We start from the raw sequence: 20,320 nt of genomic DNA, 5'->3' as shown, positions 1-20,320 counted from the left end.
TGGAATTGGTAGACACGCCATCTTGAGGGGGTGGTGAGCAACGCTCGTGCGAGTTCGAGTCTCGCCATCCGCACCAAATTATTGCGACGGTCCAGCCGCAGTGATGGGCTGGCTTTCAAAGAAGCGAACCTGGTTCGCTTTTTTTATTGCCCGGGCATATAATGCGCGGGCATATTCTAATAAAGCCCCTCATGTCAGGGGCTTTTTAGCAACTGAAGGGTCGGTAGCTGGCTGTTCAGTTAAGGTCACAGGAGACTGCTCTGGCAGTCTCTGGTCTGCGTAAGCAGTAGCGGACTGGGCACATGTTGCCCAGTTTTTGTTTGTATCGGGGACAGGTTTCTCCGGGAGAGATCAGGTTTGGCAAAAGACACTCAGCTTACAGAAATGCTGGCTCCGGTTGTGGAGTCGATGGGATTTACTTTCTGGGGTCTCGAGTTTGCACCGCAGGGGCGTCACTCGCTGTTGCGCATTTATATCGATCACGCTGATGGCATTACTGTTGATCACTGTGCGGCGGTCAGCCGTCAGGTAAGCAGTGTGCTGGATGTGGAAGATCCGATTTCGCAGGAATACACCCTTGAGGTGTCGTCTCCGGGTATGGATCGTCCACTGTTTACTCTCGAACAATTTACCGCGCACGCGGGGCATATTGTCGATCTCCGTCTGCGCATGGCGTTTGACGGGCGTCGTAAATTTAAGGGTCTTTTAATTGGTACAGAACAGGAAGATGTCGTCATCCGTGTCGATGACAACGAGTATCTTCTTCCTCTTGAGCTGATTGAAAAGGCTAATGTAGTTCCACAATTCAAGGATTAAGGTTGCAGAGCGAGGCTAGAAGATGAGCAAAGAAATTCTCCTGGTCGCGGAAGCGGTTTCCAACGAGAAAGGCGTTTCAAGGGAAATTATTTTTCAGGCGATTGAGTCGGCTCTCGCAGCCGCTGCCAAGAAACGTTACGAAGATGAAAACGCCATTATCCGTGTAGATATTGACCGTAAAACTGGCGATTACGAAACTTTCCGCACCTGGCTGGTTGTCAGCAACGATGTGGTTCCAGGTCTTGGCGACGAGCTGACCCTGGAAGAAGCACACGAAATCGACACCAATCTGCAACCGGGTGATACCTACGAAGTGCAGGTTGAAAATCCTGATTTCGGACGTATTGCTGCCCAGGCTGCTAAACAGATTATTGTGCAGAAAGTTCGCGAAGCTGAGCGTGCTCAGGTCGTAGAACAGTATGAGCACCGCGTAGGTGAACTGATTGGCGGCACCGTCAAAAAGGTTACCCGTGACAACGTTATCGTTGATCTTGGTAATAATGCTGAAGCACTGCTGCCTAAAGATCAGCTGATTGGCCGTGAAATTATGCGTATGGGCGATCGCGTCCGCGCCATTCTACACGCAGTACGCCCGGAAAATCGTGGCCCGCAGCTGATGCTGAGCCGTACTATTCCGGAAATGCTGATTGAGCTTTTCCGTATCGAAGTGCCGGAAATTGCAGAAGACGTTATTGAGATCAAAGGCGCAGCCCGCGATCCGGGTTCACGCGCAAAAATTGCAGTGAAATCCAACGATAAACGTATCGACCCTGTTGGTGCTTGTGTGGGTATGCGCGGCGCGCGTGTTCAGGCTGTCACCAATGAACTGGGCGGTAACGAGCGTATTGATATTGTGCTCTGGGACGACAACCCAGCGCAGCTGGTGATCAATGCTATGGCTCCTGCAGATGTTGCTTCTATCGTCGTTGATGAAGAATCCAACTCGATGGACGTTGCAGTGGCTGCTGATAACCTGGCTCAGGCAATCGGCCGTGGCGGACAGAACGTTCGTCTGGCGTCAGAACTGACCGGCTGGGAAATCAATGTAATGACCGAGGAAGAAGCGGTCGAGAAACAGAACGAAGAAGCAGCAGGCTTTATCGAGCACTTTATGCAGGCGCTGGATATCGACGATGACTTCGCCACTCTGCTGGTAGAAGAAGGCTTCACGACTCTGGAAGAAATCGCTTACGTCCCAATGGAAGAAATGCTGCAGATCGACGGTCTCGACGAAGATGTCGTGAGCGAACTGCGCAACCGTGCGAAAGACGTTCTTCTGACTCAGGCTATTGCTTCTGAAGAGAAGCTGGAAGCCGCAGAGCCAGCTGAAGATCTGTTGAGCATGGAAGGCATGGATAAGCATCTTGCTCTGGTCCTGGCCAGCAAAGGTATCGCAACGATGGAAGATCTTGCCGAGCAGTCCATCGACGACCTGTTGGATATCGAAGGGATGACGGAAGAAAAAGCGGGTGAGCTTATCATGACCGCCCGTAAGCCTTGGTTTGAAGGCAACGATTAATTACTCGCCCGGCATAGGAGAAACGTATGGCTGATGTAACAGTTAAAGAACTCGCCGACGTGGTAGGGACGAGCACTGACCGGCTTCTCTCTCAGATGAAAGAAGCTGGCCTTCCTCAGAAAGCTGAGGATGAGAAAGTGACAGACGAACAGAAGCAGTCACTGCTTCAGTTTCTGAAGAAAAGCCACGGCGAAGCGACCGGTGAGCCTAAGAAAATTACGCTGACCCGCAAGGTCACGCACACTCTGAAAACTGGTCAGGGTGGTAAGAAGGCGGTCAATATTGAAGTACGTAAAAAGCGTACTTATGTAAAACGTGAAGATGTCGATCTGGCTGCTGAAAAAGCACGTCAGGAAGAAGAAGCACGTCTTGCAGAAGAAAAAGCAGCAGCCCTGAAAGCTCAGGAAGCTGCGGAAAAAGCGGCAGCCGAAGAAGCTGCGGCGAAAACCGCTGCTGAACCTCAGGCTGAAGAAACTGCAGCAGCGCCTGCTGCTGAGCCAGTAAAAGAGGCTGCGCCGCGTAACAAGCCGGCAGCGAAAGCTAAGCCGAAAGCAGCTGAGCCAGAAGAAGATGCTGCTCAGAAACGTGCGGCAGCAGAAGCAGCTCAGGCGCGTCAGGAAGAGCATCGTAAAAAGGCTAAGCCTGCTAAGCGTCACGAGTCCCGCGACAGTCGTTTCGATGATGACGACAATAACAGCGGCGATCGTAACCGTGGTCACCGTCGTGGTGGTAAAGGTGGCAAGCTCAAAGGCGGACGTGGTCGCGGTCAGTCAAATGATCACGCCTTCACTAAGCCGACTGCGCCAGTGATTCGTGAAGTTGAACTGCCAGAAGCAATCACTGTCGGTGACCTTGCTTCGAAGATGGCCGTCAAAGCGGGTGAAGTGATTAAAGAGCTGATGAAAATGGGCGTCATGGCGACCATTAACCAGACTCTGGATCAGGACACTGCCTCGCTTGTGGTTGAAGAAATGGGTCACAAGGTTTCGAAACTGATCGCTGATAACCAGCTTGAGCAGGACGTGACCGAATCTGTGAGCTACAGCAGCGAAGAGCAGCCGCGTGCTCCGGTTGTGACCGTTATGGGTCACGTTGACCATGGTAAAACGTCTCTGCTGGATTACATCCGTAGCTCACGTGTTGCTTCTGGCGAAGCCGGTGGTATTACCCAGCATATTGGCGCATACCACGTAGAAACTGACCGTGGCATGGTGTCCTTCCTGGATACACCTGGACACGCAGCCTTTACGGCAATGCGTGCCCGTGGTGCGCAGGCCACTGACGTCGTTATCCTGGTGGTTGCCGCCGACGATGGTGTGATGCCACAGACGGAAGAAGCCGTACAGCACGCGAAATCAGCGGGTGTTCCTCTGGTTGTTGCCGTGAACAAGATGGATAAAGAAACCGCTGATCCGGATCGTGTTAAAAACGAACTGTCAGCGCGTGACGTTATTCCGGAAGACTGGGGCGGTGATGTTCCGTTTATCCCAGTGTCTGCGAAAACCGGTCAGGGTATTGATGAACTGCTCGAAGCTGTTCTGCTGCAGGCCGAACTGCTTGAGCTTAAGGCTCACTTCGTAGGCCCGGGTCAGGGTGTGGTTGTTGAATCGCGTCTGGATAAAGGTCGCGGTCCGGTGGCAACGCTGCTGGTTCAGAACGGTACTCTGAAGAAAGGCGACGTGGTTCTGGCAGGTACCTGCTGGGGTCGTGCCCGTGCACTGCTGGACGAAAATGGTAAGCAGACCGAGTCTGCAGGTCCGTCTATTCCGGTAGAGATTCTGGGTCTGAATGGTACACCGGATGCTGGCGATAACTTCATGGTGGTTGAGAACGAGAAGAAGGCACGTGAAGTAGCTGAATTCCGTGAAACCAAAATGAAAGAACAGCACCAGCAGCGCCAGCAGGCTGCGAAACTGGATGCGCTCTTTGCTGGTATGGCTGAAGGTGAAGTTGCTTCACTGAATGTCGTGGTTAAGACCGACGTTCGTGGCTCTCTGGAAGCGATCGTATCTTCGCTGCAGAAGCTGGCAACTGACGAAGTGAAAGTGAACGTGGTCGCCTCAGGTGTTGGTGGTATCACCGAAACTGATGCGACTCTCGCGGTTGCTGCAAGCGCGGTTGTATTCGGCTTTAACGTTCGTGCGGATAACGCCGCCAAGCGTGTAGTTGAAAACAACGACGTTGATATGCGCTACTACAGCGTAATCTACGATCTGATCGACGATGTTAAGCAGGCGATGGCCGGTCTTCTGGCGCCAGAGCTGCGCGAAGAAATCGTTGGTATCGCTGAAGTGCGTGATGTCTTCAAGTCGCCTAAGTTCGGTCAGATTGCTGGCTGTATGGTGACGGAAGGTACGGTATACCGTAATAAGAAGATCCGTGTACTGCGCGATAACGTAGTGATCTACGAAGGTGAACTGGAATCTCTGCGTCGCTTTAAAGACGACGTTCAGGAAGTTCGTCAGAGCACCGAATGTGGTATCGGCGTGAAGAACTATCAGGATGTTCGCCCAGGCGATCAGATCGAAGTCTTCGACGTGAAAGAAGTTGCCCGTACGCTGTAATTCAGCCCGAGCAGTCTGAATAACCAAAGCCCGGACTCATCCGGGCTTTGGTGTCTCTGGAGAAAAGAGAATGCCAAAAGATTTCAGCCGTACCTCCCGACTGGGAGAGCAGATTCAGCGCGAAGTCGCGCAGATGATTCAGTTTGAAATGAAAAACCCGAAGCTGGGCATGGTGACGCTTAATCAGGTGAAGGTCGCGAAAGACCTGGGTTATGCCGATATCTATTTCACAGTAATGGGCGCCAAAGGCGAAACCGATGCCGAGATCCGTGCAACGGCCAGCAAAATTCTGAATGAAGCAGCAGGCTACCTGCGTTCAGAACTTGCCAAAATTCTGCGTACCCGTGTGACTCCGCAACTGCGTTTTCACTATGACGAGTCGCTGGAACGTGGTCATTTCCTGACGGGGTTGATCAAACAGGCCCGCTCAGAAGACGACGCCCGCCATAAGGACGACGAACAGGACTGACATGGCGCGCAAGAAAAAGGGCCGGGACATTACCGGTATTCTGGTGGTGAATAAACCATTAGGACTCAGTTCCAATCAGGTACTGCAACGCGTTAAACGCCTGTTCAATGCCAATAAAGCCGGTCATACCGGCGCCCTCGACCCGGAGGCCAGCGGTGTTCTGCCGATCTGTCTGGGGGAGGCCACTAAGTTTTCTCAGTTATTGCTCGATTCTGATAAAGGCTACCGTACCACGGCCTTTCTTGGTCAGGTACGCAGCACCGGCGATAAAGAAGGTGAGGTGCTTGAAGAGCGGCCTGTGCCCGTGTTTGATGATGATCGCATTGAAGCGGTGCTCAACGACTTTCGTGGTGACGTTGAGCAGGTTCCACCGATGTTCTCAGCGTTGAAGATGAACGGCAAGCCGTTGTATGAGCTGGCTCGTCAGGGCATGTCGCAGGAAGAAATGCGCGCCGTGGCTGAGAAAAAGCGTCGCGTGATTCAGATCCATGAGCTGACGCTGCATCACGCCACGGACACGACCCTGGATCTGAGTGTGCGTTGCTCCAAAGGGACCTATATCCGCACACTGGTTGAAGACATTGGTGAGGCGCTCGGGTGTGGTGCGTTTGTGCAGGATTTACATCGCACTCACTCAGGCCCTTACGACGAAAGTATGTCGCACACACTGGAAGGGCTTGAGTCACTCGCGGAACAATCCGGCGACGACAAAGGTGCGCTCGATTCGCTGCTGATGCCCGCAGAGACTGCGCTTCCGGAGTCCTGGCCTGTCGTAGAACTGACGGTCTCGGAGGCCGCACGTATGCTGCAGGGGCAGGCAATAAAAACTGGCCTGGAAGATTGTCCTTCTGTACAATTATGGGCCGTTGAATCTGACGTTCGTGTTCTTACTGGCATCGGCTACATAGAAAACGGCGTTATCCGCTCTCAGAGATTGTTGCAGGTCAACCTGCCGTCCTGAGCCGGAAGGTACAACTGTCACCGTCGGTGACAACGCATGCCACTGTAAATGTGCACGGTGGTGATGTGATCTCAAGCACATTGAACGGAGTTATGAAAATGGCACTGTCTGCTGAAAAGAAAGCTGAACTGGTAAAAGAGTTTCAAACTGCTGAAGGCGATACTGGTTCCCCTGAAGTACAGGTTGCTCTGCTGACCTACAACATCAATGGTCTGCAGGATCACTTCAAGGCGAACAAAAAAGATCACCACTCACGTCGTGGTCTGATTCGCATGGTTAACCAGCGTCGTAAGCTGCTGGACTACCTGAAAGGCAAAGATGCTAACCGCTACCTTGAGCTGATCAAGAAGCTGGGTCTGCGTCGCTAAGACAGCAAGATAAGGGTCGCCAAGTGCGGCTCTTATTTTTTGTACTTCTCATATCTCTGCCAAACATCCTGCGAATGCTGTGGTGCCAACCCCGTGTATAAAGTAAATCACGGTGGTGCTTCTAACCATTTTCCTTCACCGAGGGTAAATGTTTAGAAGCACCGGCAGTAGCGTAGGGAACTCATACAAAAATTAAGGAAAGACTGAATGAGCAATATCCCTGTTGCTAAGACAAAAACGTTTGAATTCGGCGGTCAGACCGTCACTCTCGAAACTGGCCGTATCGCCCGTCAGGCGGATGGTGCAGTTCTCGCAACGATCGGCAAGACTCAGGTACTGGCAACGGTTGTTGCTGCTAAGAGCACCAAGCCGGGCCAGGATTTCTTCCCGCTGTCTGTTCACTACCAGGAAAAAATGTACGCCGCTGGCCGTATCCCGGGTGGTTACCTGAAGCGTGAAGGTCGTCCTTCTGAGAAAGAAACCCTGACTTCACGTCTGATCGACCGCCCTATCCGCCCTCTGTTCCCGGAAGGCTTCCTGAACGAAGTTCAGGTGATCCCTACGGTCATGGCCTCTGAAAAAGGCGTTGATCCTGACATCTGCGCAATGATCGCTGTATCTGCGGCTCTGGCAGTGTCTGGTGTGCCTTTCAATGGTCCTATCGGTGCAGCCCGCGTTGGTTTCACTGACGAAGACGGCTACATGCTGAACCCAACCGATGCACAGCTGGAAGAGTCTCTGCTGGACATGGTTGTGGCTGGTACTAAAGACGCGGTTCTGATGGTTGAATCAGAAGCTGACGAACTGACCGAAGACGAAATGCTGGGTGCGGTTCTGTTCGCGCACAAATCTTTCCAGAGCGCCATCACTGCGATCAGCGAGTGGACGGCTGAACTGGGTGTTGAGCGTTGGGACTGGACTGCAGAAGCCCGTAACGAAGCTCTGTACAACGCTGTTAAAGCAGAAGCGGCTGCCGGTATCGGCGAAGCCTACACCATCTCTGACAAGATGGCTCGTTACGCTAAGCTGGACGAAGTTAAAGCGGCAGCGGTTGAAAAACTGGCAGCGGCTGAAGGCGAAGAAGGCTTCACTGCTGACGAAATCGCCGAGATGGTTGGCGAACTGAAGTACGAAGTGGTTCGTAACCGCGTTATCGAAGGCCAGCCACGTATCGACGGTCGTGATAACGACACCGTACGTCCACTGACCATCGAAACTGGTGTTCTGAAGACGACTCACGGTTCTGCGATCTTCACCCGTGGTGAAACTCAGGCGATCGTTGCTACGACTCTGGGTTCTGCCCGTGACGCGCAGATGATCGACTTCCTGCACGGTACCCAGACTGATCCGTTCCTGTTCCACTATAACTTCCCTCCATTCTCTGTAGGTGAAGCTGGTCGTATGGGTTCTCCAGGTCGTCGTGAGATTGGTCACGGTCGTCTGGCCCGTCGTGGTGTTCAGGCAATGATGCCAACTCAGGACGAATTCCCATACACCATCCGCGTTGTATCTGAGATCACCGAATCTAACGGTTCGTCTTCCATGGCGTCTGTATGTGGTGCATCTCTGGCTCTGATGGACGCGGGTGTGCCGATCAAGGCACCAGTTGCTGGTATCGCTATGGGTCTGGTTAAAGAAGGCGAGCAGTTCGCTGTACTGACCGACATCCTGGGTGACGAAGATCACCTGGGTGACATGGACTTTAAAGTAGCGGGTACTGACGAAGGTATCACTGCACTGCAGATGGATATCAAGATCGAAGGTATCACTGAGCAGATCATGGAAATCGCTCTGGAAAAAGCGAAGGCGGCACGTCTGAGCATCCTGAACGACATGAACAAAGTGATCGCAGAACCTCGTAAAGAGCTGTCTGAGAACGCACCTACCATGACGACCATGAAGATTGCTTCAGACAAGATCCGTGACGTGATTGGTAAAGGTGGTGCAACCATCCGTGACATCACTGAGAAGACTGGTGCTTCTGTTGATATCAACGACGACGGTGAAATCAAAATCTTCGCGACTGACAAAGCCAGCGCTGATGCGGCTAAGAGCATGATCGAAGGTATCACTGCTGATATCGAAGTGGGCGTAACTTACGAAGGTAAGGTCAGCAAGATCGTTGACTTCGGTGCTTTCATCACCGTACTGCCGGGCAAGGATGGTCTGCTGCACATTTCTCAGATCAGCGAAGATCGTGTTGAAAACGTGTCAGACTTCCTGAGCGAAGGTCAGATGGTTAAGGTTCACGTGATGGACGTTGATCCAAAAGGTCGCGTTAAGCTGACTATGAAGGGTGTTGAGCAGTAAGTTATTGCTCACACGCGTGAAAAAGCCGCTCTCTTGAGCGGCTTTTTTTTGTCTCGCAGAAACAGGTTATGCCAGTGCCGGCTCTGCATCGCTCTCCGTGCCGGAGTGCACCAGATGTTCGAGCACGTTAAATGGGTTGGCCTGAACCTGAATCAGTTGGCGGTTGCCCTGAATGCCATTCATCCGCCAGTGACCCAGGCGGACGTTGTCAATCAGAGCGACATCCCCTTTCTGCCATGCCATCAGGTGCGCTTCACTGAATATGGTGTGGAAGAACTGGTACTGTTCTTCTTCGCTCCAACCAAGAGAATCACCGTTTTCATCGACCAGATCCCAGTTCATGTTCAGTGCATCGGCGGTCGAATCACGGATGATCTCGCCTCTGTCATGGAACACTTCCTGTGCTGCCTTGTGCACCTGGCCGTTGGCATTGCGGGCAAATGACCAGGGCTGTACAGCAATGCTGTCTGTTTCCGGGACATAGCATGCGGCAGGGCAGAGTTTGCCAGTGAGAATACCGTGGCCATCCTCTTTTACTTCGACCGCCATCGGACTGAGGTTAAGAATGAGCTTGTCGAGCCATCCCAGTGGACGTGCGGTTGTGTAGCTGTATTTATTCCACCCCTTAAGAAATTTTTCCTGTAAGGCAGCCGGTAACCGGTCTATCACCGAAGAAAAATCGGCCATGCCGGTTTCTGCCTGATATTCGCCGGGTTGCTGGCAGCAGAGGGCGAGATAACGGGAACGTTGGGGCAGGCCACCTCCCTCGACATGAGGCCCCTGAATGGAGTTTTCGACAGGTCCGAGACGCACGGTAGATTTGCCAAGATAGCGACGGTAGTCGCCAGCCCCCAGAATCTTTTCCGACCACTTGCGTAGCCAGTTCGCCACAAAGGTGGGGGTGCCTTTGCTGTTAAATGAATTCCAGGGAGCCAGCTGCAGTTGTTCGTTTACGAAGAGATCGAACTCATCAGAGCCCGGGGCGGTAAAACCACGGAAGAGAATCCCCCCATGCTGGTTCACCTGATCCATAAAATAATCGTGATTCTCCCGGCAGAGCCTGCCGAGTTCGCTTTTGTCAGCCTCAGTCAGAGGACTGAACATGACCAGAAAGGGAGTAATCAGGGTCCGTTCGAGACCCTCGGGGAGCATAGGTTTCATCGCAATATCCTTATTCTTCTTGGTGAGATATTGCAGATTATTCCGGCTTAGCGGTATGGTCAGGCATTCGCCTGAATGACGTAACAGGCCAGGTATTTAAAAATAGGAATAGTGTATGAGACTACAAAAACGAAAAGTTTTTGTAGTCTCATTGGTTCTGATTCCTAAGTGTTAGGTATTGCGAGGATTACTGCACTTCGTCCTGAGTCAGGCTGAAGTGGCGTAACGTGCCTGTATTACCGACATTGCGATCTGTGACGGTCAGCAGATACGTGCCTGGCTCACCGGATGCGGCTGCACCGTATGTGCCTGTCTGGCCACTGACCGATGTGCGCGTCATAGCGGTCTGGCGACCATCCGGTGACGTGAGAACCACACTCAGCTCATTATGAGATGCATGATCTATCTGCACGGACAACGCCCCATTACTGCCTTCTGCAGCCACGACAAGCGGGATGCTGGTGACGCCCTGACGGGTAAAGAACCAGAAGTAACGGCTGGCGTCGTTAAGGCGGGCATTGGTTGCGCCGCCGTAGGTCACACTGATCACTTCCGGCTCCTGAGGTTCTTCTGGTTCCCCGGGTTCTTCCGGTGTGTCTGGCGTGGTTCCGGTCAGCGTGCTGAGCGCAGCGTAAGCGTCCACCACACCTGCACCACAGCCCTCACAAGAAGCGCTGAACGGACGCGCGGTGTTCACCAGCAGGCTGGTGATTTCCGCCGGAGTAATCAAGGGGTCTGCGGAGCGGATCAGAGCAACCACACCAGCCACCTGTGGTGCTGCCATAGACGTGCCCTGGTATCCTGCATATGCCGCGCCTTCGCGTCCCCGGGTGCCGCTGTCGATGGTGCTGATAATTGCCTCACCATTGCCACCTCCCGGCGCTGCGATATCGACAACATCGCCAAAATTCGAGTAACTGGCGCGGGCGCCATCCACACCAACCGATGCGACTGTAATTACGTTATTGCAGTTGGCTGGCACTGACCCCGACGCATTAACGTTTTCATTACCAGCGGCGACAACGACGACGGAGCCTGCGTCGGTCGCGGCATCAATAGCATCCTGCATAAACGAAGGGCAGGTGCCCGCGCCGCCCAGCGACAGGTTGATGACATCGGCCGGGTTAGCATTCACTGGGGCGCCATCGACGCTGAGGCCGGCTGACCACATTACGCCGTCGGCAATATCCGAAAGCGATCCGCCACAGGAGCCAAGCACCCGCACAGGGACAAACCGGGCGCCCGGAGCAACGCCCGCGATCCCTGTACCATTGTCGGTTACTGCATTGGCAATCCCGGCGACATGGGCACCATGCCAGGAAGAGTTACTGGAAAAGCCGCAGTTCCAGAAGGTGGTGTAATCGCCTTCATCAATGGCATTGCCGTCGCGTCCGTCGCCATCGCGGGCAGCGCTGGAGCTGGAAATCATGTCGTAGCCCGGCAGGCGGTTCGCATCCAGATCCGGGTGAGGTACATAGCCAGTGTCAGCGACCGCAATCACTGCGCCACTGCCATCGGCAATGTCCCACGCAGGGAAGGCATTGATCCCGGCAATCTCACTGAACAGCCCCCATTGCTGGCCCACCATCGGGTCTGCCGGCACGTATTTGGCGGTAACGTGGATATCTTCTTCAATCGTGCGGATCAGGCCACTGGCCTGCAGGGCTTCAATCCACTGGCTGCGGCGATCGTCGGGCAGATTGATTACCCAGCGCCGGCGATCCGCCATACGACGTTTCAGTGTCAGTGCAGGAAACCACTGCTGCAGACGCGTTGGAGTGGCATCTTCGGCCTGATGGGTAGTGATTACATATTGTGCGGCATGGCCCGTTGTGGCTGCTGAAGCCAGCAGAGCGGCCGCCAGTAGATGTCCTGTCTTCATTATTATTATTCCTCGTACGGGACGACATGGCAGAGTGGACAATATCGCCCGTGTGGCGGGCTTTGTATATAGAAGACTCAGGCCATCTGGTCATAAATGAACAGATTCTGTCTGAATGACATGCGCTCGCAATAGTTACGAAGTGTTACTTTCTGGCCGTGATTACGTTATCAAAAGCGGCCAGAAAGGGAGATTTAGGTCTACACTGACAGGAGTGGCAGGTCAGACCCTGCACCTGAATTTTAAGAATAACAATAAGGTGATACCGACATGACGAATGCTTCCGGCCGCTGGGTGCTGGCCGTAATTCTCCTGTTACCCGGTGTGATTACCGCATTGTCTTTCCATTTGCTGTCGTCGCCGCTTCCGAGCGAGGCAGACTTAGCAGCGCTGCCTGCGACCGCTGCAGGCGAACCCGACGACGTCAGTGCACCCGCTGCGGTGGGTGAAACTATTTACCGTGCCAGTGACGCCGCATTATTTGATGCGCGCCATCTTGCCGGGCGTCTTCTGATACAGAGCCCTGAATACAGATTTCGCCGAGATGAGCCTCTGGTGGCCAGAGTCGTACTTGAAATGAGTCGCGGTGATCTGCCTGACGATTACGAATTTATGGTGTGGGTCACGACCGGGCAGGGTAACTTTGTCGCGGATATTACTCCGGGCTGGACGGTAGAGGCGGACCGGATCACGGGGCGTATTTCAGTGATGTCTTCACCCCAATGGCCGACACAGCTTCGCCTTCAGGCTGTCCTGCGGATTCCTGGTGAAAATGCGGTCCAGGTATCCCTGGCGACCGAAGTGTTTGAACCGGTCGCCGTTGTAAAAGGCACAGGGCAGCCTTTTATCGAACAGGGTATCTGGCAGATTCCGCTAAGGGTGGAGGTGTACGAGCCCGGGGTGGTGACCGTGACAGCCACTCTAACCGACGAACAGGGCGCCGTCATCACTCACCTTCATAGCCGGCAACGGTTAGAAACAACGGGTCAGGCTTTGCTGCATGTCCGCGATACGGCGCTCACTGCAGAGCAGAAGACAAGTCATCTTCAGCTCACGGACATTCAGGTCCGTCACATCTCTGACCGGTATTCAGCACCTCTTGGGTGGGGGGATTCGGAAAAGAATCGCTACACTCTGCCGCAGCTTGATGCCCTGAGGTCAGGCGTAGAGGTCAATGATTGATCCACGCCGGCTCTGGCCACTCAGACTGGCCGTTTCGCTGTAAGGGTCAGCGGGTGTGGCGGAAGCACCCTGGCGGTCACCGGCGAGTGTTGCGAGGGTTTCTTCGTCAGGGATCGCGGGAAAATACTCACCATCTATTACGTTACTCGTCTGGCGACGGGCATCCTCATCGGTCTGCAACGGTTCCCGGTTGCGTGACCGCTCCTCCTGCGTGGTATTCGTCGCAGGTGACAGTCCGGGCTGAAGTGGCGGCAGATTGGATGAGATCATCTATACACTTTAGCTCTGATTGCTTCAGGATCAATCCGGCAGGCGGATAACACCCTGCATAAAGTGAAAGGTTGTCCCGCGGATACCCACCGTGTCTTCCCCGACCGTCAGGCTGACATCGCCACCCCGTTGGGAGCACTGACGCGCCGACAACTGATGTTTTTCCAGGCGCTCAGCCCAGAGCGGAGCCAGTGAACAATAAGCAGAGCCTGTCACTGGATCTTCGTCGATTCCCTGCTGTGGTGCGAAGAAACGGCAGACGAAGTCCAGACCTTCGCTACCCCCCGGCGCGGTTATGGCCAGACCGAAGATATCCAGTGCTTTGATCAGCGAAAAATCAGGCTGGCAGCTTTTCAAAGTCTCTGCATCTGCGAGTTCTGCAATCAGATCGCGGGACTGATGCAGAGCCACCACGGGTACCCCCAGTGCTTTCGCAACCTGATTAAGCAGGCGTTTACCTTTTAACGGTTCGGGGGCCCGATTGGGAAAGTTCAGCTCATATTCCGGCGACTCCCCATCAATCACAGTGACGGAGATGTTACCTACACCACAGGTCAGCGGCAGTTCTTCACGTTCATCGCCAAGTACCTGATGAATGACATGAGCAGCAGCGAGGGTGGCGTGCCCACAGAGGTCTACCTCGGCAGTGGGGGTAAACCAGCGGATTGCATAGGTGCCATCAGTCTGGCGGACAAAAAAACTGGTTTCAGACAGATTGTTTTCTGCCGCAATGGCCAGCATTTCAGCATCGCTCAGCCACTGGTGCAGGGGAACAACCGCCGCGGCGTTGCCGCTGAACAAGGAGCCTTCGGTGCTTGTAAATGCGTCTATCTGAAAAATCGGTAGATCCATATCGGGGTGTTCTGTCCGGTTATGTGCGGGGCAGACGCTATTTAACGTGTTATAGCCACAGGGGGCAATGCAAACTGTAAATATCTCTTCTCTTGATGCAGCGCAATTACTCACCCCCTGAGCCTCTCTTAGACTGGGTTTTTTCTTTGACGAGTGGCTTCACTATGACAACTCAGTTGAGCAGTATGGAACATCCGGCGGCGATACCCGGGATATCTGGCGAAGAGGCTCAGCGCTGGGCAGCAGGGTGCGGTGTCATCACTCACAGTCCGGAGACCGTGGAGCAGGTGGCTGCTCTGGCCGATATTCTTGTACGCGAAGGGGCAATTGCCGATGCCGCAGACTGCTATCGCGTACTTCGTGCTCTGGATGTCGTTACCAACAGTGCCATGTGGTTGGTGGTTCATATGACCTATGCCCGTCAGATCCGCCTTGACGGGACGCCACTGAACAGTAGCGATTTTAAAGTGGATCCTCAGGGGCATACCGGCGGATCACTCAATATGGTGCCTGCGTACGCTGCTCTGCTGGCACTGAATACGTTGACGGGCACGCACCGGGACTGGTTAATGGGTCAGGGGCACTGTGTCGCAGCCATTGATGCACTGCAGTTGCTGACCGGAACCGCGCTGCCTGCACGCCGGAGGGCGTACCCCCTGAATGACGATGGTCTCAGTCAGTTTGTCTCTGATTTTTATCGTTATCAGATCGGACCCGACGGCCGGCCGCTGTCGCCGCTCGGCAGTCACGTGAATGTCCATACGGCGGGGGCCCGGATGGAAGGCGGCTATCTGGGATTTGGTGGACTTCAGTACGTGCATCAGCCGTTGCCTGGGGAACGGCTGGTCGCATTCCTGAGCGATGGTGCGTTTGAAGAACAGCGCGGCAGTGATTGGGCAGCCCGCTGGTGGCGTGCCCGCGACAGTGGGCTGGTGTCTCCTGTGATGATTGCGAATGGCCGGCGCATTGATCAGCGGACTACGACGGAACAACAGGGCGGGGTGACCTGGTTAAGCCAACATCTGCGCCATCAGGGGTTCGCCCCTTTCATTATCGACGGTAAAGATCCGGCGGCTTTTGTCTGTGCGATTTTCCGGATGGAACGGGAACTGGAAGCGCTGGGTGAACAGGCAGAGACGAGCGGCAATGGCTACCCGGTGGCGATGCCGTACTGTATCGCCAGCACGATAAAAGGGTTTGGCTTTCCCGGGGCGGGCACCAATGCCGCGCACGGGTTACCACTCGGTGCGGACCTGCACCACAGCACAGAAGCGCAGACGTTTTTTCATAAGGGCGCGGCGGCGCTGTACCAGCCTGAAGCCACCTGGAAGGCTGCCGCAGCGGAGCTGATTCAACCCAAGGCCCCCCGGCGCCCTGCGGAAGTTACGGTGCAACGTCACGAGCCACACTGGTGTGATCATCCGCTATCGCCAATGGCCGCTCTGGATGGATATTTCACCGATCTGGTGGAGGTTAATCCACATCTGCGGGTGCGCATTGGTAACCCGGATGAGCTGTCCTCGAACCGGATGAATCAGACTCTCGATCTCCTGCAGCACCGCGTGACTGAGCCTGAACCGGGTACGCCTGAATCTCTGTATGGTGGTGTGATTACTGCGTTGAATGAGGAGGCCGTAGTCAGTGCCTGTCTGGCGAATCAGCGCGGACTGAACCTGGTCGTCAGTTATGAGGCCTTTGCGGTCAAAATGCTGGGGGCCCTGCGTCAGGCGATGATTTTTGCCCGACACCAGAAAGAGGCGGGAGAGCCGGCAGGGTGGGCGGGCCTGCCAGTCATCAGTACGTCGCACGTCTGGGAAAACGGAAAAAACGAGCAGTCTCACCAGGATCCGGTGCTGGGTGAAGCATTGCTGGGCGAAATGAGCGACGTGTCCCGTGTGGTATTCCCGGTGGATGCCAACAGTGCGATTGCCTGTCTGCAGGCCTGCTACGGTGACCTCGGTGTTATCTGGAATCTGGTGGTGCCCAAATCCGTCATGCCGGTGCGGCTGACATCTTCTCAGGCACTGAAACTGGTGAATGATGGTGCCATCTGCGTGCGCGGGCATTGTGGTGCGGCCCTGCAACTGGTCGCCTGTGGAGCATTTCAGCTGCAGCAGGCCTTACTGGCCAGTGATCGCCTGCGCAGTCTTGGCGTTTCGCACAGCGTGATCTGTCTGCTGGAACCCGGGCGCTTCCGGGTTCCCCGTGATCAGACTGAGGCACACGCCATGGCGTCGGATGAAGTGATCAGTCTGTTGTTTCCACCTCAGGTCAAAACCCGTGTGCTGCTGACACATACCCGCCCGGAAGTCCTTCTTGCCCACGCCCGGCGTCTGGATTCTGGCCCCGCGCACTGCAGTGCTCTCGGATATCGCAACCAGGGTGGCACTCTGGACAGTGAGGGAATGCTGTTCGCCAATGGTTGTACCTGGGCCCATGCCCTGAAGGAACTGGCGCGGTTGAGTGGACAGTCAGCCAGTGACTGGCTGTCGCAGGAAGAACTGGATGCAATCTCCGGCCACGGCGACCCGTATGTCGTGATCCGTGCGCCGGTGAGGTAAGGCTTACTTGATCGCGATGCCGACGGGCAGAGTCTCAAACCAGTCGAGAAATTCTCCGACCTGAGGCTGCTTGAAAAGGCGCCCATGCTGGGGTGCCATGACTTTTACATTGAGCTGGCGCACCCGGCGGATCCAGTCGAGCTTAGCGTCGTTTGACGGCATCCAGCGCTGGTGGAACTTCTTCATTTTGGGTGCGTGACGTTCCATGTTGTCGACCCAGAGCGGCGCATCGGTGGGCTCCATGGCCGCACCGACATCGCCACTCATTAAAATTCCCGCCTTAGCGTCCCAGACATGAAAGTTGCCCGAGGAGTGAAGGTAATGGGCCGGAATAAACTGCAGCTGTGTATGTCCCACCTGAATGGTCATACCTTCATCAGGAATGGCCCGGAAGCGGATACTCTCCATGCCAAAATGACGGATAAAACTTTCCCATAACCAGGGCGAGTAGAGTTCGGCCTTAGGTAACGCCTGATCCCAGAGCCCCAGTGATGAAATGATGTCGGGGTCCTGATGGGACGCAAACAGATGGGTTATCTGTTCGGCGGGGACGTATTTCAGTACCGCAGAGAGCATAGGTGCGAACAGTTCAATGCCGCCCGGATCAAGCAGTATCGCCTGATTGCCGCTCTGAATCAGATACTGGTTAGTATCAATAATACCGTCGGGTTTGTTCGCGTCACGGCCGAACATAATCCAGCGGTGATCATCCTGTTCATAGAGGACTGTGGCTAACATGCGGCTTTCCTTTCCCTGTGGTTCTGACTGAGGAGGGCATTTGCCCGGTTCAGGTGGCCACCGATGCGTTCGGCAGTCTCACGGATGTTGTCGGCGATCACTTCGAGCTGACCCCGGAAGTCGCCGGCACTGGAGGCTTCCACATGACTGGACGTGGCGATCAGGTTCGCTGTGCGGATGTGTTTACGGCTTTCTTCCAGTTGATCAATCAGGCGTCGTAGCCCGTGTTGCAGTTCCTGATTGAGCGACCCGCTGCGTTGTTCGCAGGCAAGTATCCGCCCTGAAATGGAGTCTGCGTGTGTCGAGTTCTGGGCTCTGACCCAGTGAAAGCGTTCGTTCGCCATATCAGAGCGCCATGCCGATACCGCCTGATTGGACAGATGCTCAGCATCGTTATTGATTGCCTGAGACTGCTGAATAATGGCGCTGGCCAGTTCTTCGATAAAATCGGTAATTGCACGGAAGCCGACCGTGCGGCTGCCTGCCCGGACTGCGAGCGCACGGGCATTCTTGGCGGTCAGCGCAAGTCCGCGGGCTTCCATCATGGCCTGATGGAGTTCGGCAGAAATACTGGCGGCGGTGATAAATACGGGAGCGGACACGCTGGATCCCTCATTGGTGTTTCCTGAATCAAAAGTGTAGAAAAGCCCGGAAGAATTGCCTGACTTTTTTTGCGGTTTTCTGACTCAGATCAGTCAGGGATATCTTTAAGCTCTGTCCCTGCCGCATTGGTCTTCAGCCAACCGCGGATACGGCGCACGACCAGAGGGTTGGCGTGACCGCTGCCTTCTAAGCGTATCTGCTGATAACCGCCCCTGTGCCTTCTCGCCATTGCACCTCTGCGTTCTCTGACCGACCACTCTGGTGTGCGGTTATCGGCCGTCACCAGATCGAGTACCGGTACGTCGAGGGTCTCGAGTACCTGTGTCAGCGTGAGCTGACTGGCTGGGTGCTCGCGAGCGTCAATCAACCCCAGCGCTATCCCCCGGGCATTGTCGTTGTCCCGTTGTCGCGCCTCAATCAGCCCTGCAGCCCAGACGGCGCTGTCGCCACTGGCAATCAGAACCAGATTGAGCTGGCCACGTTGTCCCAGATACTCAAGGCCTGAGGCGATCCGTGATCGCACCTCTGCGGCAAACTTCTGCCGCAGATCCGGCGCGGGTTCGTCGGCGGGCGGTGGAGGAGAGGGGGCATCGGGTTGGGGCAGTTCTCCCAGCGGTGGCAGAGGAGGCTCAGCGGACATGTCGGCGGGATCTCCACCCGGGGTGTCGTCTTCGTCGTCCTGAGGCTCTGTTGCAGCGTTAATTCCGTCATTATCTTCGGGGTCCGTTTGGGGGTCCTCGGGCTCGGTTGCGGCAGTTGTGACTGGCTCATCTTCACTGGATTCCCCGGTATCCCCACCCGCGTCATCGGGCGTATCGGTTGTGGGCTCGGGTCTGGGTGGGAGAGGCGCGGGTGTCGGCGTGGGGAGTTCGATGGCCAGCGTCGTCCAGCCGTGATCAGGCAGGGCCTCCCGCAGCGGCGCTATCAGTTCCGGCCAGTGACCATGCTGTTCGAGATCGTGTAGCAACAGGGCGCCGCCCTGGGGCTGACCGGAACGCTCCCGCAGAAACAGCCCGTAAAAGGTCTGCTCGTCCGCAATCAGAGTGACGGCTTCCTGTTGTCGCTGATTCAGTTGCAGATACTCCAGAACCGCCTGATGTCGTCGGGCGTGGGGATACGGCACAGCGTAACTGCGCGCTGGCATCGCCGCCTCAGCGTCTGGCTGTCCGTCGTTCTCTGCTTCATCCTCTTCGGCCAGCACTGCCGGGGCCGACAGGCTGAGCAGAAGTGCGAGAAGCAGGGCGAATATGTCTTTGTGCCTCGTCATAAAAACGTTACTCGTGCGGTTCTGCAGGAAAACCAGCAAGAAGTGTTCCGCATACGCCATGACACAGGGTCCGCAGAGGCTTTACAATAGCGCCTCACTCACAGCTCCGGTTTCGTTATTTATGAAGGATTTTCTGATTGCTCCATCCATTCTGTCCGCTGATTTCGCCCGTCTGGGAGAAGAAGTTGATAACGTTCTGGCGGCCGGAGCCGACGTTGTGCACTTTGATGTGATGGACAACCATTACGTACCGAATCTGACGATCGGACCGATGGTGTGTAAGGCATTGCGCAATCACGGGGTTACTGCGCCGATTGATGTGCATCTGATGGTCAGCCCGGTTGACCGCATGATCGGCGATTTTGCGGAGGCGGGGGCGACGTATATTACCTTCCACCCGGAGGCCTCTGACCATATCGACCGCAGCCTGCAACTGATTAAGTCGGCGGGGTGTAAAGCGGGCCTGGTGTTTAATCCGGCGACGCCGTTGCACTACATGGACTATGTGATGGACAAGCTGGATGTGGTGCTGCTGATGTCGGTGAACCCCGGCTTTGGCGGACAGTCTTTTATCCCGGCGACACTGGATAAACTGCGTCAGGCCCGGGAGAAAATTGATGCTTCCGGATTCGACATCCGGCTGGAAATCGATGGTGGTGTGAAAGTCGATAATATTGGCGAAATCTGCGCTGCCGGGGCCGATATGTTTGTTGCCGGCTCGGCGATTTTTAATCAGCCGGATTATGCCGAAGTGATCACGGCAATGCGTGCTGAAATTGCCAAGGTTCAGGGCTGAT

General features: G+C 55.0%; 17 protein-coding genes. 10 read left to right on the top strand and 7 right to left on the bottom strand.

Going from position 1 to position 20,320, the window contains the following annotated elements:
* The first annotated feature begins 357 nt into the window (after positions 1-357).
* The 7 genes from rimP to pnp all read left to right on the top strand — a co-directional run bounded on the left by rimP (position 358) and on the right by pnp (position 9,007).
* Positions 358-816, top strand: a complete 459-nt coding sequence (gene rimP / locus Q1L85_RS03465) for a ribosome maturation factor RimP (RefSeq protein ID WP_300425965.1) — start codon at positions 358-360, stop codon at positions 814-816.
* 22 nt (positions 817-838) lie between these two features.
* Positions 839-2,335: a transcription termination factor NusA gene (nusA, locus tag Q1L85_RS03460; RefSeq protein WP_300425964.1), complete on the top strand. Its 1,497-nt coding sequence runs from the start codon at positions 839-841 to the stop codon at positions 2,333-2,335.
* Positions 2,336-2,361: 26 nt separating this feature from the next.
* Positions 2,362-4,899, top strand: a complete 2,538-nt coding sequence (gene infB, locus Q1L85_RS03455) for a translation initiation factor IF-2 (protein WP_300425963.1) — start codon at positions 2,362-2,364, stop codon at positions 4,897-4,899.
* A 70-nt stretch (positions 4,900-4,969) separates the two neighbouring features.
* Positions 4,970-5,368 carry a 30S ribosome-binding factor RbfA gene (gene rbfA, locus Q1L85_RS03450; RefSeq protein ID WP_300425962.1) on the top strand — a complete coding sequence of 133 codons (399 nt, stop codon included), beginning with the start codon at positions 4,970-4,972 and terminating at the stop codon, positions 5,366-5,368.
* 1 nt (position 5,369) lies between these two features.
* Complete coding sequence (truB, locus tag Q1L85_RS03445; RefSeq protein WP_300425961.1) at positions 5,370-6,329, top strand: tRNA pseudouridine(55) synthase TruB; 960 nt, start codon at positions 5,370-5,372, stop codon at positions 6,327-6,329.
* A gap of 98 nt (positions 6,330-6,427) precedes the next feature.
* Complete coding sequence (gene rpsO, locus Q1L85_RS03440) at positions 6,428-6,697, top strand: 30S ribosomal protein S15 (RefSeq protein ID WP_300425959.1); 270 nt, start codon at positions 6,428-6,430, stop codon at positions 6,695-6,697.
* Between the two features lie 207 nt (positions 6,698-6,904).
* The gene (gene pnp, locus Q1L85_RS03435; protein WP_300425956.1) at positions 6,905-9,007 is read left to right on the top strand and encodes a polyribonucleotide nucleotidyltransferase; all 2,103 of its coding nucleotides are present in this window, start codon (positions 6,905-6,907) and stop codon (positions 9,005-9,007) included.
* A gap of 66 nt (positions 9,008-9,073) precedes the next feature.
* On the opposite strand, the gene Q1L85_RS03430 is transcribed toward pnp, so the two are convergent.
* Both Q1L85_RS03430 and Q1L85_RS03425 read right to left on the bottom strand, forming a co-directional pair.
* Positions 9,074-10,168, bottom strand: coding sequence for a TauD/TfdA family dioxygenase (locus Q1L85_RS03430; protein WP_300425954.1), 1,095 nt, complete (start codon positions 10,166-10,168; stop codon positions 9,074-9,076).
* A 187-nt stretch (positions 10,169-10,355) separates the two neighbouring features.
* Positions 10,356-12,050, bottom strand: a complete 1,695-nt coding sequence (locus Q1L85_RS03425) for a S8 family serine peptidase (RefSeq protein WP_300425952.1) — start codon at positions 12,048-12,050, stop codon at positions 10,356-10,358.
* 270 nt (positions 12,051-12,320) lie between these two features.
* Here Q1L85_RS03425 and Q1L85_RS03420 point away from each other — a divergent pair, with 270 nt between their 5' ends.
* Positions 12,321-13,232 carry a hypothetical protein gene (locus Q1L85_RS03420; protein ID WP_300425950.1) on the top strand — a complete coding sequence of 304 codons (912 nt, stop codon included), beginning with the start codon at positions 12,321-12,323 and terminating at the stop codon, positions 13,230-13,232.
* Here Q1L85_RS03420 and Q1L85_RS03415 read toward each other — a convergent pair.
* Both Q1L85_RS03415 and Q1L85_RS03410 read right to left on the bottom strand, forming a co-directional pair.
* A complete protein-coding gene (locus tag Q1L85_RS03415) occupies positions 13,209-13,502 on the bottom strand; it encodes a hypothetical protein (RefSeq protein ID WP_300425948.1) in 294 nt (97 codons plus the stop codon). The genes Q1L85_RS03420 and Q1L85_RS03415 overlap by 24 nt on opposite strands.
* 30 nt (positions 13,503-13,532) lie before the next feature.
* Positions 13,533-14,354, bottom strand: coding sequence for a PhzF family phenazine biosynthesis protein (locus tag Q1L85_RS03410; protein ID WP_300425947.1), 822 nt, complete (start codon positions 14,352-14,354; stop codon positions 13,533-13,535).
* A gap of 185 nt (positions 14,355-14,539) precedes the next feature.
* Here Q1L85_RS03410 and Q1L85_RS03405 point away from each other — a divergent pair, with 185 nt between their 5' ends.
* A complete protein-coding gene (locus Q1L85_RS03405) occupies positions 14,540-16,915 on the top strand; it encodes a xylulose 5-phosphate 3-epimerase (protein WP_373914443.1) in 2,376 nt (791 codons plus the stop codon).
* Between the two features lie 3 nt (positions 16,916-16,918).
* On the opposite strand, the gene Q1L85_RS03400 is transcribed toward Q1L85_RS03405, so the two are convergent.
* From Q1L85_RS03400 to Q1L85_RS03390, 3 genes are all read right to left on the bottom strand, one after another.
* Complete coding sequence (locus Q1L85_RS03400) at positions 16,919-17,653, bottom strand: MBL fold metallo-hydrolase (protein WP_300425944.1); 735 nt, start codon at positions 17,651-17,653, stop codon at positions 16,919-16,921.
* A complete protein-coding gene (locus Q1L85_RS03395) occupies positions 17,647-18,255 on the bottom strand; it encodes a hypothetical protein (RefSeq protein WP_300425941.1) in 609 nt (202 codons plus the stop codon). The genes Q1L85_RS03400 and Q1L85_RS03395 overlap by 7 nt, the downstream gene beginning before the upstream one ends.
* An 89-nt stretch (positions 18,256-18,344) precedes the next feature.
* Positions 18,345-19,523: a DUF3530 family protein gene (locus Q1L85_RS03390; RefSeq protein ID WP_300432262.1), complete on the bottom strand. Its 1,179-nt coding sequence runs from the start codon at positions 19,521-19,523 to the stop codon at positions 18,345-18,347.
* Between the two features lie 121 nt (positions 19,524-19,644).
* On the opposite strand from Q1L85_RS03390, the gene rpe reads away from it, so the two are divergent.
* Positions 19,645-20,319: a ribulose-phosphate 3-epimerase gene (gene rpe / locus Q1L85_RS03385; RefSeq protein ID WP_300432260.1), complete on the top strand. Its 675-nt coding sequence runs from the start codon at positions 19,645-19,647 to the stop codon at positions 20,317-20,319.
* The last annotated feature ends 1 nt before the right edge of the window (position 20,320 follow it).

The organism is uncultured Thalassolituus sp. (genome assembly GCF_950066645.1).
Taxonomy (GTDB): Bacteria; Pseudomonadota; Gammaproteobacteria; order Pseudomonadales; family Oceanobacteraceae; genus Thalassolituus.
This window is presented reverse-complemented; position numbering and strand designations above follow the sequence as displayed.

What these genes read in the sequence shown, in the direction of transcription:
- nusA (WP_300425964.1), top strand. Translation starts at nt 839, where the DNA reads ATGAGCAAAGAAATTCTCCTGGTCGCGGAAGCGGTTTCCAACGAGAAA.
- infB (WP_300425963.1), top strand. Translation starts at nt 2,362, where the DNA reads ATGGCTGATGTAACAGTTAAAGAACTCGCCGACGTGGTAGGGACGAGC.
- rbfA (WP_300425962.1), top strand. Translation starts at nt 4,970, where the DNA reads ATGCCAAAAGATTTCAGCCGTACCTCCCGACTGGGAGAGCAGATTCAG.
- truB (WP_300425961.1), top strand. Translation starts at nt 5,370, where the DNA reads ATGGCGCGCAAGAAAAAGGGCCGGGACATTACCGGTATTCTGGTGGTG.
- rpsO (WP_300425959.1), top strand. Translation starts at nt 6,428, where the DNA reads ATGGCACTGTCTGCTGAAAAGAAAGCTGAACTGGTAAAAGAGTTTCAA.
- pnp (WP_300425956.1), top strand. Translation starts at nt 6,905, where the DNA reads ATGAGCAATATCCCTGTTGCTAAGACAAAAACGTTTGAATTCGGCGGT.
- Q1L85_RS03430 (WP_300425954.1), bottom strand. Translation starts at nt 10,168, where the DNA reads ATGAAACCTATGCTCCCCGAGGGTCTCGAACGGACCCTGATTACTCCC.
- Q1L85_RS03425 (WP_300425952.1), bottom strand. Translation starts at nt 12,050, where the DNA reads ATGAAGACAGGACATCTACTGGCGGCCGCTCTGCTGGCTTCAGCAGCC.
- Q1L85_RS03420 (WP_300425950.1), top strand. Translation starts at nt 12,321, where the DNA reads ATGACGAATGCTTCCGGCCGCTGGGTGCTGGCCGTAATTCTCCTGTTA.
- Q1L85_RS03415 (WP_300425948.1), bottom strand. Translation starts at nt 13,502, where the DNA reads ATGATCTCATCCAATCTGCCGCCACTTCAGCCCGGACTGTCACCTGCG.
- Q1L85_RS03410 (WP_300425947.1), bottom strand. Translation starts at nt 14,354, where the DNA reads ATGGATCTACCGATTTTTCAGATAGACGCATTTACAAGCACCGAAGGC.
- Q1L85_RS03405 (WP_373914443.1), top strand. Translation starts at nt 14,540, where the DNA reads ATGGAACATCCGGCGGCGATACCCGGGATATCTGGCGAAGAGGCTCAG.
- Q1L85_RS03400 (WP_300425944.1), bottom strand. Translation starts at nt 17,653, where the DNA reads ATGTTAGCCACAGTCCTCTATGAACAGGATGATCACCGCTGGATTATG.
- Q1L85_RS03390 (WP_300432262.1), bottom strand. Translation starts at nt 19,523, where the DNA reads ATGACGAGGCACAAAGACATATTCGCCCTGCTTCTCGCACTTCTGCTC.
- rpe (WP_300432260.1), top strand. Translation starts at nt 19,645, where the DNA reads ATGAAGGATTTTCTGATTGCTCCATCCATTCTGTCCGCTGATTTCGCC.